Consider the following 16,747-nt stretch of genomic DNA (forward strand, 5'->3'; position numbering starts at 1 on the left):
CATCCATTTATTACTTGGCGAAAACAGGTGACAATGGGAAGAAATCAGCTAAGTATGAAAGCTGGTTTTTGAGCGGACTATGAGCGATCGCCCCTTAAAATTATTATTAATCGACCAAGACCCCATCTTCCAGCTAGGACTACGGGTTACTTTGTCAGAAATTCCTCATCTGCAAGTGGTGTCGGCAGTACAAACTGATACTGCTGCCTTGCAGATACTGGCAGAACTCGCTACACAAGAGCCTGGCCAAGTAAATTTGGTGGTTTTGGAATTAGGTAATGGTCGCTTTAGTTACAGTCAACAGCAAGGTTTAGAACTCTCTCGGCAACTGAAAGCTTTGTACCCCAAGTTGCCAATTTTGCTGCTAAGTTCTGTCACTGAACCACAACTACTTTTGGCAGCTAAAGCTATTGGTGTAGAAGGATACTGTCCTAAAGGCACTCCTGTCTCAGAACTAGTTGCTGCTATGGAAGAAGTAGCGGCTGGCGGTTCTTATTGGCTGGACGAGAGGGAGCAGGGGAGCAGGGGGGCGGGGGAACAACTCCTAACTCCTCACTCCTCACTCCTCACTCCTAACTCCTCCCTCCCCTTTTCTCGGTTGCGGCAAAATTGGCGTTTGTCAGGTATTGACTACATTAATGCCACTTTAAGGCAAGTTACCGCACAATTACAAACTCCTGGATTACCACTACTAGATCGAGCAGTTCTGGCTGGACACCGACGAGAACTGCTAGCGGCTCGTTGGCTTTTGAATCGATTGTTGGTTTCACCACGGGAAAGACAACAGGAACAACAGCGAGAATTCATCGATTCTGGTCAGCAACTGTCTGCAATTTCCTCGCTGAGTAGTACTATTGACCAGGAAACTGCACTACCTGTATTTAGCCCAAGAGCGTTGCAAGCTGCTTTGTTTTCATCTTGTGTAACCAAATTGCAATTTTCTTTACAAAATTTGACAGATGTTACTTTAGAAATTGATATTCTTCGTGAAGATAAAGAACGAGAATTACTTTACTTGATTCTGCAAAAATTAGCTCAACAATTAGATGAACTGCGTAATGCTCAAATCATCGTCAATCAATTAGAAGATTTGAAACTCACCATATTATTAGATTTATGGCAAGCAACAATTACAGATTTTTTTGGTAAATTTTCACGAGTCAGATTAGGCAAGCAAAATATAGAAATTGTTAATGTCTTGCTGCAAAATCCTCAAGTTGTGCAAACAGAGATTTTTGATAAAATTCCTTTATTTGTTGAATTATTGGCTTATTTACTATTCCAAACAGATTTGTATATTGATAATAACTTTTATCCATCTGCTAGTAATGCAGCCAAATTACAAGCAGAAAATCTCCTAGAGAATCTGTTAATTCAAATGGCAAATGGTGTGATGCAACCGTTGCTGAACTATCTAGCAGATGTAGAAGCTATCAAACAAAATTTTTATGATAGAAGATTGATTTCTACACGAGAGATGGAACGCTTTAGAAACAATTTATCATGGAAATATCGTTGGGATAATTATATTAAGGAAGCTCAAAGAATTTTTGAAAGCCGTTATGAATTATTTGTATTAACGCCTCGTGGGATTGCCAAAACTTCAATTTATGCTCCCCGTGGTCAGGAATTAGCACAGCTTTCTGGAATACCTTTAGGAGTGACGCTGATTTTAGAATTTCGAGATGCGATCGCTCCACGGTTGCGATCGCTATTATCTTTTGTAGGTAGTGGTATTGTCTTCGTTCTCACCCAAATAATCGGTAGGGGTTTGGGTTTAATTGGTCGTGGTATTCTGCAAGGTATTGGCAGTGTATCGTTACAAGAAAAAAACTTCAAACGAAATGATGAGCGACAAAAATGAGGGATGAGGGAGATGAGGGAGCGAATAACTAATAACAACTGACCACTGACAACTGACCACTGACAACTGACAAATGACTAATAACGATTTTATCGGACTTGCAGCTTCTTATGGTTATGCGATCGCTCTACTCATCCTAGGTGAGGGACTACGTAGGCTGTTTGGTGTCAAACCAGAACTAACGCGTAAAGTTATTCATATCGGTGCAGGAATGTGGGTTTTCGGTGTACTACTGCTATTTAAACATTGGCAAATTGGTATTCTACCCTTTGCCACATTTATTGGACTCAATTACCTGTTCTACCGCTATCGTTTTATAAGCGCAATGGACACTGAAGACAGTTCACCAGGTACAGTCTATTTTGCTATTTCGGTGACACTGCTATTTGGGTTATTCTGGCGACCAGACGGGCCAGTAGATAACGTTCCTATTGCTGTAGCTGGAGTCATGGCCATGACTTGGGGAGATGCCCTAGCGGCGTTAATTGGCAGACGTTTTGGCCAGCATAAATACCAAGTAGGAAATTCTGTACGTTCCTGGGAAGGTTCAGCAGCGATGTTACTGGTAAGTACAGTAATGATATTCTTGGTGCTGCTGTTATTGCCTGGTTCATTACTCAGCCCTCTAGCACAGCCTTTTACTGTAGGAAGGGTCTGTTTAGCAGCCATAGTCAGTGCCACTTTTGCTACCCTAGCTGAGGCTGTCTCGCCTCACGGTACAGATAACCTGAGTGTTCCCTTGGTAGCCGCAGGGGTAGCATGGATCATAAAACACATTTAAGTAGGGTGATGCAATGAGAGATAACTGGCGAGGACTGTCATTTGTCCTCGGACATTTGCAAGGCTTTCAAGCCAATTTACGTTTCGTCACATAGTTGGGTTTATTTCCACCGACTTACTTAATTTGCACAATTACTTCATGTGGTCGTTCTTTTTCATTAGTCCCTTGTCCTTTGTAAATACAGCTGACAACTAACAACTGACAACTGACAACTGACAAAAAAGTTACCCTACTCACAAATTCCAATTACGGCGAAAATGGAAGAAACTTTCCAGAAAGTCTTGCAAAGCAATGTTGCTATTTAACCTTTGTTTATTCCACTCTCTTGCTGTTTGTTCAAGAATTTCTGAATAACTAGGATATACAGCAGATAAATTTGCTAAATGCTTGACTGAAATTTTTTGTGACATAGCAACAGCAATAAGATTTATTAACTCTCTGGCTTCTGTCCCTAACACGGCGGCTCCTAAAATTTTTCCATTACGTAGCACAATTAATTTACAAATACCTGTAGTTTCGCCACGTAGTTGGGCTAGTGTTGCTGATTTATAATACTGCCGTAACACTAAAACTTCATCTCGACTAAATTCACGTTTAGCCTGTGCTTCTGTTAAACCTACTTGTGCCAACATTGGCTGAGAAAATATTGCCCAAGGAACATACTGATAATTAACTTGAAACCTGGGAAAAAACAGAGCATTTTTTAGGGCAATTCCGGCTTCGTAATTAGCAACATTGGCAAAGTCGTAACCACCAATTACATCACCACAAGCGTAAATACGGTGGTTAGTAGTTTGTAGTTTATGATTCACTGCTAGCTGACGCCGATGCCATTTCACTCCTACTGCTGCCAAATTTAGAGATTCAACATTAGGCTGCTGTCCTGTCGCTACTAAAATTTCATCAGTTTCAATTGCCTTATCTGCTGCCTGAATCCACTTTTTATCCTCAATACGCATCACCTGAGTGACTTGGGTTTGGGTGAGGACGCGTACGCCATCGACTTCTAACTGCGCCTGAAGCAGTTGGGCTATCTCTAGGTCAATGCAGGGCAAAATAGAGGCATACCTAACTACCAGTGTGACGCTGCAACCCAACCTTGCTAAAGTTTGAGCTATTTCAATGCTTTGTGGAACACCACCGATAATTACCCAATTTTTCGGTAGTGCCGATGCTTTCAGAGACTGCCAAATATTAGATAGGGTAAGATAACCAGTGGTTTGTAAACCATCAATTTCTGGAATGAGAGGGCGGGAACCAGTAGCCAGCAAATAAGTCCGTCCAGTTAGCAGGCGGTTATTAACACTAAATCCCAAATGAGGTGAGGATTGAAATTGACCCTTGCCAAGAATTACATCGACTCCTAGCGCGGCTAGGATGGCGGGAGAATTTTGTTCTTGAATATTCGAGGCAACACCGTCAGCATACAGCATCGCCTCTTGCCATGCCACAGACATGCTGCATTTTTCTGAAGTATGGCATTGGGTGGCATGAATACCAAAACTAGGTGCATCACCTAAATTTTGAGCGAGTTTGGCGATTTCGCTCATAGCTTGGTGATGAATAAACCCATAGTTTAGTTGAGATTCTACCAAAGCAACCTTAGCGTGTAGTTGGGTTGCAGCCAAAGCAGCGTAATGCCCGGCAAGACTGCCACCAATAATTACGACATCGTAGTCAATAGTCACGTAAATTTGAAGTTAGGAGTTAAGAGTGAGGAGTTAAGAGTTAGGAGTTAAGAGTTAGAAGTTAAGAGTTAGAACTTTTCTTCAACTCATAATTCATAACTCCTAACTCCTAACTTTCTTTTAGCGCTGTTAATAAGCGCTGGTTATCAGACTCGGAAAGTACAGCAACTCTCAAAAAACGATCGCCTAGTTCTTTAAAGCTGAGACAATCTCGAATTAAAATCTGGTGATTTTGGAGTAATTGTTGCTGCAACTGCGAACTCGACTGTTGTGATTCAACAAGTAAAAAGTTAGCAGCACTTTCAAAAGGTTGCAATCCTGGGATTGCGATTAAACCTTGAAAGAGTTGGTTTCGTGTCGGTGGTAGCCATTTCCAAGTTTGCTCTTGAAACTCCCGATCCTTGAGTGCAGCGACCGCTGCCGCTGCTGCCAAGGTGTTTACGGGCCATGGGTCGCGCCACAACTGCCAGTGCCGAAGGCGGTCGGGATGAGCGATCGCATATCCTAGCCTGAGTCCTGGGAGACTGTAAAATTTCGTTAGCGATCGCAATACTACTAAATTCGCGTATTCCTGCACCACCGGAATCAGGCTTTGTTCTTCATCAGGATGCAAAAAATCCATAAACGCTTCATCCACCACTACCAAAGCAAATTGCTCTAAGTAGGGCAAAATTGCCTCTCGCGAAAATAGCTTTCCCGTTGGGTTGTGGGGATTATTTAGCAGCAGTCCTTTGTCCAAAGTCCTTTGTCCAAAGTCAACTAAACATGACAAAGGACTATTGACTAATGACGAATTATCTGCATCTCGCAAATTCAAGGGAAACTCCAGTACTTTAGCGTTGTACGCTGCCAGCGTACGGTAATAGTCGCCAAAGGCTGGAGTAATTAACATTGTTGCGGCTAATTCTGCTAAATCCCTACCTGCCAAAGTTAGTAATTCTGCTGAGCCGTTACCAGGCAGAATCCACTCAGGCGGCATTTGATGGAAGTGACTGAGAGCAAGTCTCAGTTCACTGTAATTGGGGTCAGGATAGTGCCTAAGATTACCCATTTGGGACGCAATTGCAGCGATCGCGCTGTTTGGTGGCCCCAAAGGGCTGATACTGGCAGAAAAATCCAGAATAGCCTCAGGGGGACAGCCAGCCAGTGCTGCTGCCCAGGCTAAATTTCCCCCATGAGCCTGTTGACGCATCAAACCAAGGTTCCTAAAGACAGAACCTATGATTTTGGGGGTGCTACCCTTTCTCTAAAAAGCTTACCAGCGGAAAAGGCAGGAACCTTGGTCGCTGGAATTTCCATCTTTTCATTGGTTTTGGGGTTACGACCTTCACGAGCTTTACGTTCCCGTGATTCAAATGAGCCGAATCCTACCAGCGTGACTTTATCGCCAGAAGAAACCGCTTCAATGATCGTTTCCAAAGCAGCAGTTAAGACTGCATCCGCTTGTTTTTTAGTAACACTAGCCTTTTCAGCTACGGCATCAACCAATTCACCTTTGTTCATGTCAAACTCCTTAAGGTTTACTTGAGATTTTTTACAGATGCATCAGAGTACATCTTTACTTAAATCTCTGTTGGGAGAAATACAAAAATCGTTCCTTGGGAGTATTTTTACTCAAAATCGCTGTAAATCCCATCGGCTCGACTTTTCAATGAATCATTCTAAGGTGTAGTAGCCTGAAGTGGATATATGAAACCATTAATTTATATAGATTTCAGGATTTTTTGTGATTTTTAGGTGATTGTTGCACTCAAAACCATACTGAAAGTAGGAAAAAATACCTAGTAAATACCCCTGTTGTGAGGGTGACAGGGTAGAACGAACTAGTCAAAATCTGTTGAAGGTTACAATTCGTGACATTGCTACAAGCTAGCTAAAATACTCTAGAGACTTCCAAGTAAAAATAAAAAATATCCTACTGTTCACAGTCATCAGTCAACAGTCATCAGTCATCAGTCAAAAACTTCGCTTTAGTTATTGCTCTATTTTTCTGTACCAGAAATATTCTGTTGCACCCAAGCACGAAAAGCAAGGGTAGTAGCAATTTCCCCATTTTTTTTGGCTTCTTGGATAAAACGGGGAATTTCCTTGACTAACACAGGTGCAAAGGTAGGGCTGGTTTGGACTTCTGAGTATTGCCCAGCTTCAAGGGTAGAAATTCGTAACACACCGCCGTTATAGCGCCAGAATTCGGGGATTCCCATCGCTGCATAAAGCCGAAACTTGTCTATTGCAGACCGAGAATATTCCACCTCTAACACAAGGTCTGGCGGGGGGTCGATGGCTAGGTCAATATTTTCTTTATTTCGGACTAGCAATTCATTTTGGATGTAGTAGCTACTATCCGGCTCGGCTCCCTTCTCTAAGTCATCCCGTGTTAAAGTCAGTGAACCAGCGCGTCTAATTTCCAAACCCAACTCTTCGCACAGCACCCCAACAAAAACCTCTATTAAGCGGTTTGAGCTTTCATGGGGCATCAGTGGGGTCATAATTTCAATAGTTCCATTGTCATAAGCCAGTCGGGAGTTACGCTCACAACCCATCTCAGCTAGCATGGTTTTAAATGTCTGCCAGGTGATGTTATGGAGTAAAACCCTAGTTTCTGCGAGTGTTGTCGCTACCATAGTTCAGTTCTGCCTTGGATCACAACCAAGATGTGCTTACGACCTTGAACTTTTTTCAGCATCCTATTGTTCAATACTACTTATAGCAATCAAAAAAAGCACCACAAAGCTCTTGAGCTACTGGGTGCTTTGATAAATATCAGGACTTACGTAAAAGTCATGGAAAAACGAACCACAGAGGCACAGAGAAGCCAGTGCGTTGCGGTGTTAGCGTAGCGTTAGCGACGTAGGAGCGTCGGGAGTCGCAGTCTTGGCGGTTTCCGGCGATTGCGATCTTCGCAGCGTTAGCGACGCAGGAGCGTCACTCCCGAACCCGAAGGGGGGTTCCCCCCGTTGAAGCAACTGGCGCGACACGGAGGAATGAGAGTTTGAGACGTTTTTCGCGTAAGTCCTAAATATAACTGTAATACTGAGTGGTGAGGTGAGGAACTCGATGTCTTCGCCAAGCTAACAGTTTAACGCTTAGGTGTGTTCAAACCACGACGTTCAAGAATGTCCCGCACCTGTGGGCTGGGGGTGTAATTATAGCCATAGGCGGAGTTCTCTGTATCATCCATAATCTGGGGTGTGAGTAACACAATCACCTCATTGCGCTGGTTTTGTCTATTTGTACTTCTAAACAGCGAACCAATGAGTGGAAGATCACCTAAGATAGGGATTTTGGACACACTTGTCCGATCTGAATCTTGAATGATGCCTGAAAGAATTAGGGTCTGCCCATCTCGCAAGCGAATTAAGCCAGAATTAAGTGAGCGCTCAGACACCAAAAATATTTGTTGGCTACCACCCCCTCCAACATTGATAGTAGCTGGAGCTTGGGGTGCTTTGACAACAGGAGCTACCGATAGAGAAACAAAACCGTTATCGTCAATCCGCTCAACTTTGACAGCTAGGGTTAAACCTACTTGGTCTTTCTCTGCTGAAATTGTTTCTGTGGCAAGATTCGAGTCGCGAACTATTTCCCTTTTAATATTGCCTACTACTTCCTGAGTAAGGTTAACATTAGCTGTTTGACCTTCTTGCACAATTAAGGTTGGGTCGGTCAAAATTTTGGCGTTGCCACTTTGTACCTGAGCCTGCAAGCTAGCTAGTAGACGCTTAGGAAACTGGAATAAAGAGGGAAGAGATGTAGTGGCTGTACCTAGAGTCCCTTGTGTGACAGTCGATGTGCCATCAGCGTTCCTCGTAATAATGTTATCAGTTGCCGGAGTGATATCAGAAAAACCTGGTTGTAGTGGGTCTCCAGTGGGCGCAGTAGGTCTGTAGAAGCTTCCAGAGCCTGGGTTTGCGACTCTAGTGATATTGCCGTTTGCGTCTACTACTACTGTACCTGGGGTGGTTCCTGGAATCGATACACTGCTATTTGGGTCAAGGAAAGGCTCTCCTGTAACAGGATTTGTGATGACTGGTGTGCTAGTCACACTACTTGATGCTTCAGCTCTAGTAGCTGGTCTCGAACCGCCAAAATTCAGAGATGCTGCACCGCCATCATTAGTGAAGAAGTTCTTACCAATACCAAAAGAAAAGCTAGCGTTGTAGTCATGGGTGTTCAACAAATTAACATCGATAATTCTGACGTTAACTGCTACTTGACGACGACGGATATCAAGTTGAGTGAGTTGAGTCATTGCCATCTCAACTAACCTAGGAGGCCCAATTAAAGTTAGAGAATTAGTGCGCTCGTCTCCTAATGCCTGTAAACCTCTAAGTAATGGATTAGAGTCTTTAAACTCAGCTCGTTGAGTTTCTAATTTAGTTTCCGTGGTCGTTTGAGTTTGGGTGACGGGGGCGGCTCCATTACCCACAGGTACAGCATTGACGCTAGTAACAAGTCGTTCGCGGCTAATGGCACTTTCTGCCCCAAGTCCAACCAAATAGTTGAGGGCAACCCCCACTGTCACCTGATTAAGTCGGAGACTACGCATAACGATATCACGGGTGGCATTGGGTAGCTTAGTTCCCACAAAAATAGTCCGCCCACTACGGTTAGCTTCTAAACCACTCATTCGCAAGACATAGTTAAAAACATCTTGCACTGGCTCATTTTCTATATCTAGGGAGATTGTTTGACCATCACTAGCAGCAGCTTGTTGACCTCCACCAGACTGTCCTGGAGTTGCTGCGTTTCCTATGTAAGCCAGATTTAAACCAGCAGCACGGGCAAGTAATGATAAAACTTCACGCACTGGTGCATCTCGCAATACTAAACGGGGAACACGCTCTTGAGTGCCCAAGTCAATGGTGCTAGGAGAAGCATCAGCAGTAGAAATGGCAATATCTCCTACTGGTGGAGCAACGGCTCTGGGCAAGAAAGGAGGAGCTTGGCTCAGAGGTTGACCTGGGCCAGCTGCCTCAGCAGGTTTGCCGTCAATTGTCACCTCTGGGTTAGGGACGAGGACATCTGGCTTCGTACCAGACTGAACTGGGGTAGAAGCAGGCGGGGTTGTTGGTGTTGTGGGTGTTACGGGTGTTGTGGGTGTTGGTGCTGATGCTGTAGTACCTCCTGAGGGCGCAAAACCGAGAGTAATTGTGTTTTGCTGTCGCACCACAGGCTGATTGCTGGGTGTGTTGTTACTGCCAGTCACCGTCACCCGAATGCTATTAGCATCAAGTTGAGCAACTTCAACTGAGGCAATTCCTGGAGCAGGGTTATCTTGACGGAAATTATTACCTTGTGGTAAACGCAGTTGAGTATTAATAATATCTGTAACTAAGGCTTTGCCTCTTTTTGTTGTGAAAACTTGCGGGCGATCGCCTGTGGTAGTTTTCAAAACAATGCTCAGTCCGCCATCAACTGGGTTTAGCTGTACTTGATTAATTTGAGTAGTCTGTGTCCATGCTGGTTGAGCTGCCAAAAATACAAAAGCGGCAGCACCCAATATTAAACTATTACCGTGAAGTTGTTTCACAGTTCATTCCTCACCTGATACGACCTTATTAATCAACAATTTTTAGTGCTGAGGAGCCACTGCGGTCTTGGGGTCTCACGCCACTCCCGCGGCTGTCGGGAAACCCGCCCACGGGGGTGGCTCCCCAAGTGGAGCATGTGGCGTTGCTGAGTATTTTTCTTTCAACTCCTAACTCCCAACTCCTAACTCCTAACTTTTCGTCACTACTTCTTGGGTGCTGCTGCTTTGGCGGCAGCTATGTCCTCTGGAGTAAGCGGCATCAATGCCTGTAGCTGAAACGATGTAGTAATCTGTGCAGGCCCTGCTCCTGTTTTTAGCGGATCTGTTGGAGCCAATGCTGATTGATAGTCTTTAACTACTAACAAAGGCTGTAAACGCTCGATATTACGAATAATCGATTGTGTTTGCTCATAAGTTCCCACAATTTCGAGATTTACACTGCTGCGTTTGAGTTGACCATTGACCAGTGGCCCTAGAGAGCCATCAGTAATTATTTCTGCTTCTTGTGCAGTTGGCATAAACTTCTGTAGTTTGGCTCTAACTCCATTAACAGGAATTTGAGCATTGCCAGACTCAACTAAACGATTCAGATCCAGCAGCAAAGTGTATAAAGTTTTTTGATTAGCAAATAAACCTAAAACTTGAGTTTTTTGTTGCTTTGCTTCTTCTTGTTCTTTTTTTACCTTGTCAGCTTGTTTAATAGAAGCTCTCTTTTGGTCAAGTTGCCCTTGCAGTTCGCTACTTTTTACTTGCTGTTGTTGATAGTTATCCCAAGCTGGCATGACCATATTTAGCAGTATATAAGCTGCTCCAGCAACTCCCAATAAACCTGCCAGTATACCAATGATTTTGGGAGTGAAGGTAATGCCAAAGAGAACAAAGTTGCCTGGTGTTTCTGAATCTAATTCCCCGGCTTGTTCTGCAAAATTTAAATCATCACTTACCGTCATTTTGGAATGACTCCTATCTGTTGCATACTGCGAATACGAGTCACTAAACCCACTGTACCTTTTTGCTCTAACTCTCGGATTAACTCAGAAGCAGGAACATCACTGAGACTCGATTGAATACTGTAATTCACTACTTGAGGTGGTTTGATTGGTATATTATTAGTAGATGTCTTGGTAGTTGGTGGTAATGGTGCATCTACTAAGTTTGCTGAGATAATTTTGCTTTCTGACGACTTCAAGAAGCGAGACTGTTGCAGAACCAGCAAGAAATCGTTGACATCATTAAAAGAGCGAGCCAATCCGTTAATTACAATTCCTCCGGCAGGATTATTTGATGGTTTACCGTCTGCTGCTGGTGTGGGTGGAATTTGCTTGATGTTACTAATTTGTACTGTTGCTGGTATGCGATCGCGTAAATCTTGCAACATGGCTGACCAAGGACGAATTTGGTCAAATACAGTGACTAAACTTTGTGTTTCTGCTTTAATTTTTTTAGTTTCTTCCCGGATTTTATTAATATTTCCTATTTCTGCATCTAATTTCTTGTTCTCCTGATCGAGTTGTGCTATATTCTGCTCCAATTCGCTATTTTTCGCTTGTAAAATCCACCAGCCAGTTGCTACAAAAACTGGAAGACACAAACCCAAGGTAACTCCTATATATATGGGTGTTAAGCTTCCTGAAGGAAGTTTATTTCCTGGCTTTTTACCAGGCTTCTCCTGGTAAATTGGGCGGTCTTTAAGAAAGTTAATATCTAGACTGTACATTCTGTTACACCTCCCTCATGCCTAGACCAAGTACTATCCCCAGGCCAGAACGTCGTACCATCGGGTACTTTTCTGCATCGACTTCCAAGGACAAAGATCCAATTGGATCTACCTGAGTGGCTGGCAAGCTTAATCTTTGAGTAAAAAACTCATCTAGCTGTTGTAGTCCGCCTCCTGGCCCAGCTAGGAAAATCTGCGCTACCTCCAAATTTTCACTTTGATTGAGGTAAAAATCGATGGAACGGCGCAATTCATCTGTTAATTCTCCTAAGACTCTCAACAAGGCTGCCATACTAGGATCAATTTCAGTAATACCAGTTTTTCCACCATCTATGGGAGTTGGGGTAATAACTACTCCCTGTAACAGTTCCATATCGCGAGAGGTCGGTAAACTCATTGACCTTGCTAAAGCTGTTTCCAATTGATATGCACCAATAGGTACGGTGCGCGAAAATTGCGGTACTCCATTAATGATGATGGCTATTTCTGTGCTGTCGAATTCTATATCAACTAGTACTGCTGCTTCTTGTGGCCCGAATTGCCGCAGTTGTTCACGAATTGTCCGAATCAGAGCAAAACTACTAATCTCTAAAACGTCGATTTGCAATCCTGCCTGCTCAAACGTACTAATATATGTATCTGTCACCTCCTTACGAGTGGCAACTAGTAATACCTGAACCTTTTCAATACCGTCTTCATCTACAAAATACCCAAGTTTCTGATAATCTACATCAGCTTCTTCACGAGGATAAGGTAAATACAAACCTGCTTCATGGTTTAACACCATTTCCCGCAGTTCTTTATCATCTAACTCAGCTGGTACAGGTATTATACGTACAATCGAATCTCGTCCCGGTACACCCGTGGCAACACGAGAAGCTTTGATTTTGCTTTCAGCCAGTCCTTGCTGAATTAATTGCGCCATTGCTGCGGGGTCAGCAATTTGACCATCAGTAACAATACCTTCTGGAACTGGTACGGATGTCAAGGATTCTATTTTCAAGCCTTGGCGCTGCTTACGTAGTTGAACTATATTCACCCGTTCTGGTGCAAGTTCAATGCCCACCCCTTTATTAGATTTCCCAAACAGACTATTGAAGCTTTTTACCACAGTTGTGCCCGCTGGACTGCTAAATTGAAAATTTAAACGATACTAAAGAATGCTCTTGGCAATAGGTAATTTTTTTAGCCTATAATCTCGACAATTCTGCATAAGCTTTTCACTCTGATCAAGCGTAAAAACACTGGGAAAATGATTCAATTGCGAAAATTTAAACAACTGGCTGCTTTGGCACTCATTGGCTTACTAACCAGTTGGATGGTAAGTTGCGTCTCTAAGCCTCCTCTTCCGCCCACACCAACTATTGAGTTTTGGACGATGCAACTCAAACCTCAATTTATCGATTACTTCCAAAGCCTAATTGCGAATTTTGAATCGCAAAATCCAGGTATAAAGGTGAACTGGCAGGATATACCTTGGTCTGCTATGGAGAACAAAATTTTAACAGCTGTCTCAGCAAATACGCCACCTGATGTTGTTAATTTAAATCCAGATTTTGCTTCCCAACTTGCTGGACGAAATGCTTGGTTGGATCTGGATACAAAAGTCCCAAATGAAGTACGCTCCTCCTATCTACCAAATATCTGGAAAGCAAGTACACTTAATGGCAAGAGTTTTGGGGTTCCCTGGTATCTCACCACAAGGTTAACCATTTATAACACTGATTTACTAAAACAGGCAGGTATCACTAAAGTACCCAGTACTTACGCAGAACTAGCACAGGCGGCGCAACAAATTAAAGATAAGACTGGCAAATATGCCTTCTTTGTGACCTTCGTACCGCAGGATTCCGGTGAAGTTATGGAATCATTAGTGCAAATGGGAGTGACTCTAGTAAATACCGAGGGTAAAGCAGCTTTTAACTCACCACAAGGAAAAGCTGCATTTCAGTATTGGGTAGATATGTACAAAAAAGGGTTACTACCAAAAGAGGCGTTAACACAGGGACATCGCCACGCAATTGATTTGTACCAAGCCGGAGAGACAGCGTTCTTGGCTTCTGGGCCAGAGTTTCTCAAAACCATCGCTAATAATGCCCCAAAAGTTGCTCAAGCGTCAGCCATAGCACCTCAACTTACAGGTGACACAGGTAAGAAAAATGTCGCTGTGATGAATATAGTTATACCGCGTGCAACCAAATATCCAGATGAGGCCGTTAAATTTGCTTTATTTGTCACTAATGACGAAAATCAGCTAGCCTTTGCTAAAGCTGCTAACGTGTTGCCATCTACAGTTAAAGCGCTGTCTGATAGCTATTTCAAAGATGTGCCAGCGACAGCTTCAACAGTGGAAAAGGCAAGAGTTATTAGTACCAAACAACTCCAACAAGCAGAAATTTTAACCCCGACATTGAAGGATTTTAACAAACTTCAAAAGGCAATTTACGAGAACTTACAAGCAGCAATGTTAGGAGAAAAAAGTGTAGATAAAGCTGTAGAAGATGCAGCACAAGAGTGGAATAATAGGTAAATTTTGGGCATGGGGAATGAGGTGCAGGGGTGCAGGAGTGCAGGGGAGATGAGGGATATGAGGGATATGAGGGAGTAAAAAGAAAATAATTAATCACCAATTCGCCATTCCCCATTCCCTATTCCCTATTCCCCCATTCTTAAAAAATGTCCTATTAAATAGAGGGAACCACACAAAACTACTAAACTATCTGTTGAAGCAAAGGCTGATTCTAGTGCTAATGATAAATTTGAATTAGTTTGACAAAGGCTTAATCCAGGGCAAATTTCACTAGCTAGCTTTGCTAATTCAATTGGCTCGGCTGAACTATGGTCTGGTACTGGCACTAAATATAATCGGTCATTTGGTCGTAGTAAAGCTTTGAAAATATCAGCATGTTCTTTATTAGAAAGCATTCCTATCACCCAAGTTACTGTTTGGGTATCTAGGGTATCTACATAATCACGCAAAACTTGGGCAGCGGCAGGATTATGAGCGCCATCAATTAATAAGTTTTGATTTCTCCAAGTAATCCATTGCATTCGCCCGGGCCATTTGGTTTTTGCCATACCGTTGATTATGGCTTCTTCAGAAATTTTCCAACCTTGTTTTTGCAGAATTTCTAAAGCAGCCAAAGCCAAAGCTGAATTAGTTAATTGAATTTGTCCATGTAAGGGTAAAGGATATTTTATTGTTTTAGTATCTTCAACCAATCCCCAGTCCCTTTTACTTGTTTGATATTCTGCCCAACCGGAAGCGATTTGGCGTGCAGGTTGAGGTGTAATAATTGGGCATTGTAATTCTTGAACACGCGATCGCACAACTTGGAGGGCATCCGGTGGCAATGGCCCAATTACAGCAGGGCATCCAGCTTTGAGAATACCTGCTTTTTCTCTGGCAATGTCAGCCACAGTAGGGCCTAGTTGCTGCCAGTGTTCGCGACTGATGGAAGTGATGACGCTAACCAAAGGCTTAAAACAGACATTTGTAGCATCTAAGCGCCCCCCTAGCCCTACTTCTATCACTGCTACATCAACTTGCTGCTGGGCAAAATATAACCAAGCTGCTGCGGTAATTACTTCAAACTGAGTTGGTGATTCTTCATCAGGACAAATTGCTGCTTGGACTTGTTGTAATAATTGCTTCAATGTCTCTGAAGAAATCGGCTGTTCATTCAGACAAATGCGTTCCGTCCAATCAACTAAATGGGGAGAAATGTAGCGTCCTGTACGATAACCAGCCTCAGTGAGTACTGAGGAAAGATAGGCACAGACCGAACCTTTACCATTGGTACCGGCAACGTGAATTATTGGAACTTGGTGATGGGGGTTGCCGAGATTTGCCAAAAGTTTGACAATGCGATCGAGTCCTAGATGGACACCAAAGCGTTGAAATGATTGTAGCAAGGAATCGATATCCACAAGGGGTGCAGGGGGGCGGGACGGCAGGGGAACAGGGGTGCAGGCGTGCAGGGGAGATGGGAAGATGAGGGAGTAGAGGGGTATAAAACCACTAACAACTGACCACTGACAACTGACTATTAAAAATAAAACCGACTGCCTGATAAACAGAGAAACAGCCGGCTAAATATCGGTGATTTTAACTGAGATTTAAGCTTCTCTATTCAAAAAGCCTTGAATTTGTCTTAAAGCAGCAGCGCCAATATTAAACGCAGCCCAGCTAGCAGCAATAATTACTGGTGCTAAAACGATTACTACACGAAAATCAATACCATCCATGATCTAGAACCCCTCTTTTAAGTAGAAATTAAAGTTTTGTCAACAGTTCTCATTTTTTATTTTTAGCTGAACTGGGCATTTTTTCCAGATCTCTATGTAAAGAATCTTTAAAGTAAGGGTCAATTGTCAGTTGTCAGTTGTCAGTTGTCAGTTGTGATTCTCCCCATCTTCCTCATCTCCCTCATCTCCCTCATCTCCCCACTAACCAAAGCCAATATCACTCCCCTTACCAGCATGAACCAAAGCTAACTTTTTGTAACGTTCAGCGTGTTCAATCAGTTCTGCGGCTTCGGTGTCTGTTAATTTACGTAACACTTTTCCGGGAATTCCAACTACAAGAGATAAGGGCGGTACATCCTTAGTCACCACTGCGCCGGCGCCAATAATGCTACCAGCACCGACTCGTACCCCATCTAAAATTACCGCGCCAATACCAATCAAACTGCCACGTTCAATATGGGCGGAATGTACCACAGCGCGATGCCCTACAGTGACATGATCTTCTAAGATTGTTGGTAAACCTGGGTCACCATGTAGAATTGCTCCATCTTGAATATTTGTACATTCGCCAATGTCAATGCGTTCCACATCAGCCCTCACCACGGCTGCATACCAAATGCTTGCCCCTGCGGCTATGTTTACCGAACCGATAACAACAGCATTGGCTGCAACAAAGGCTGCTTGAGAAAAATCAGGAGACGGCCAGTAAGAAGCAGTAGACACGATAGAATATGAATATGGTACCCAGGAACACTGGAGAAACTCCAACCTTTGAGGCTGGTTGCACAACCAGAATATCATGGTGTCAACCCTCTACACTGAGGAAGATACTAACGAAATTTGTTTATCCGGCAAATTTTTGTCTTTGCTGCGGTAAACAAGTTGCCCAAAGTAGTAGAGCCGAAGTGTAAAATCC

14 protein-coding genes are annotated in these 16,747 nt (G+C 43.3%); 3 read left to right on the forward strand and 11 right to left on the reverse strand.

Going from position 1 to position 16,747, the window contains the following annotated elements:
* Positions 1 to 79: 79 nt before the first annotated feature.
* Both I8748_RS04560 and I8748_RS04565 read left to right on the forward strand, forming a co-directional pair.
* Positions 80 to 1,864, forward strand: coding sequence for a DUF3685 domain-containing protein (locus I8748_RS04560; RefSeq protein WP_198123484.1), 1,785 nt, complete (start codon positions 80 to 82; stop codon positions 1,862 to 1,864).
* Positions 1,865 to 1,937: 73 nt separating this feature from the next.
* Complete coding sequence (locus tag I8748_RS04565; protein ID WP_198123485.1) at positions 1,938 to 2,645, forward strand: diacylglycerol/polyprenol kinase family protein; 708 nt, start codon at positions 1,938 to 1,940, stop codon at positions 2,643 to 2,645.
* Positions 2,646 to 2,878: 233 nt separating this feature from the next.
* Here I8748_RS04565 and I8748_RS04570 read toward each other — a convergent pair whose 3' ends face one another.
* The 8 genes from I8748_RS04570 to pilM all read right to left on the reverse strand — a co-directional run bounded on the left by I8748_RS04570 (position 2,879) and on the right by pilM (position 12,694).
* A complete protein-coding gene (locus I8748_RS04570; RefSeq protein ID WP_198123486.1) occupies positions 2,879 to 4,333 on the reverse strand; it encodes a dihydrolipoyl dehydrogenase family protein in 1,455 nt (484 codons plus the stop codon).
* A gap of 109 nt (positions 4,334 to 4,442) precedes the next feature.
* Entirely contained in the window at positions 4,443 to 5,525 is a 1,083-nt protein-coding gene (cobD, locus tag I8748_RS04575; protein ID WP_198123487.1) for a threonine-phosphate decarboxylase CobD, read from the reverse strand.
* Positions 5,526 to 5,551: 26 nt separating this feature from the next.
* Positions 5,552 to 5,836, reverse strand: coding sequence for an HU family DNA-binding protein (locus I8748_RS04580; RefSeq protein WP_015111786.1), 285 nt, complete (start codon positions 5,834 to 5,836; stop codon positions 5,552 to 5,554).
* Between the two features lie 479 nt (positions 5,837 to 6,315).
* The gene (locus tag I8748_RS04585; protein ID WP_198123488.1) at positions 6,316 to 6,957 is read right to left on the reverse strand and encodes a Uma2 family endonuclease; all 642 of its coding nucleotides are present in this window, start codon (positions 6,955 to 6,957) and stop codon (positions 6,316 to 6,318) included.
* Positions 6,958 to 7,412: 455 nt separating this feature from the next.
* Complete coding sequence (locus I8748_RS04590; protein WP_198123489.1) at positions 7,413 to 9,866, reverse strand: AMIN domain-containing protein; 2,454 nt, start codon at positions 9,864 to 9,866, stop codon at positions 7,413 to 7,415.
* A 203-nt stretch (positions 9,867 to 10,069) separates the two neighbouring features.
* Complete coding sequence (locus I8748_RS04595) at positions 10,070 to 10,816, reverse strand: pilus assembly protein PilO (RefSeq protein ID WP_198123490.1); 747 nt, start codon at positions 10,814 to 10,816, stop codon at positions 10,070 to 10,072.
* Positions 10,813 to 11,583 (reverse strand): PilN domain-containing protein, encoded by a 771-nt coding sequence (locus tag I8748_RS04600; RefSeq protein WP_198123491.1) that lies wholly within the window; start codon positions 11,581 to 11,583, stop codon positions 10,813 to 10,815. Before I8748_RS04600 ends, I8748_RS04595 begins: the two co-directional genes overlap by 4 nt.
* Before the next feature lie 4 nt (positions 11,584 to 11,587).
* Positions 11,588 to 12,694, reverse strand: a complete 1,107-nt coding sequence (gene pilM / locus I8748_RS04605) for a type IV pilus assembly protein PilM (RefSeq protein ID WP_198123492.1) — start codon at positions 12,692 to 12,694, stop codon at positions 11,588 to 11,590.
* Positions 12,695 to 12,835: 141 nt separating this feature from the next.
* On the opposite strand from pilM, the gene I8748_RS04610 reads away from it, so the two are divergent.
* Positions 12,836 to 14,113, forward strand: a complete 1,278-nt coding sequence (locus tag I8748_RS04610) for an ABC transporter substrate-binding protein (RefSeq protein ID WP_198123493.1) — start codon at positions 12,836 to 12,838, stop codon at positions 14,111 to 14,113.
* Between the two features lie 125 nt (positions 14,114 to 14,238).
* On the opposite strand, the gene I8748_RS04615 is transcribed toward I8748_RS04610, so the two are convergent.
* The 3 genes from I8748_RS04615 to I8748_RS04625 all read right to left on the reverse strand — a co-directional run bounded on the left by I8748_RS04615 (position 14,239) and on the right by I8748_RS04625 (position 16,554).
* Positions 14,239 to 15,513 (reverse strand): bifunctional folylpolyglutamate synthase/dihydrofolate synthase, encoded by a 1,275-nt coding sequence (locus I8748_RS04615; RefSeq protein WP_198123494.1) that lies wholly within the window; start codon positions 15,511 to 15,513, stop codon positions 14,239 to 14,241.
* Positions 15,514 to 15,702: 189 nt separating this feature from the next.
* Complete coding sequence (locus I8748_RS04620) at positions 15,703 to 15,831, reverse strand: photosystem II protein Y (protein WP_198123495.1); 129 nt, start codon at positions 15,829 to 15,831, stop codon at positions 15,703 to 15,705.
* Positions 15,832 to 16,032: 201 nt separating this feature from the next.
* Positions 16,033 to 16,554, reverse strand: coding sequence for a gamma carbonic anhydrase family protein (locus tag I8748_RS04625; RefSeq protein WP_198123496.1), 522 nt, complete (start codon positions 16,552 to 16,554; stop codon positions 16,033 to 16,035).
* Positions 16,555 to 16,747: the final 193 nt, after the last annotated feature.

The organism is Amazonocrinis nigriterrae CENA67 (genome assembly GCF_016056305.1).
GTDB classification, from domain to species: Bacteria; Cyanobacteriota; Cyanobacteriia; order Cyanobacteriales; family Nostocaceae; genus Amazonocrinis; species Amazonocrinis nigriterrae.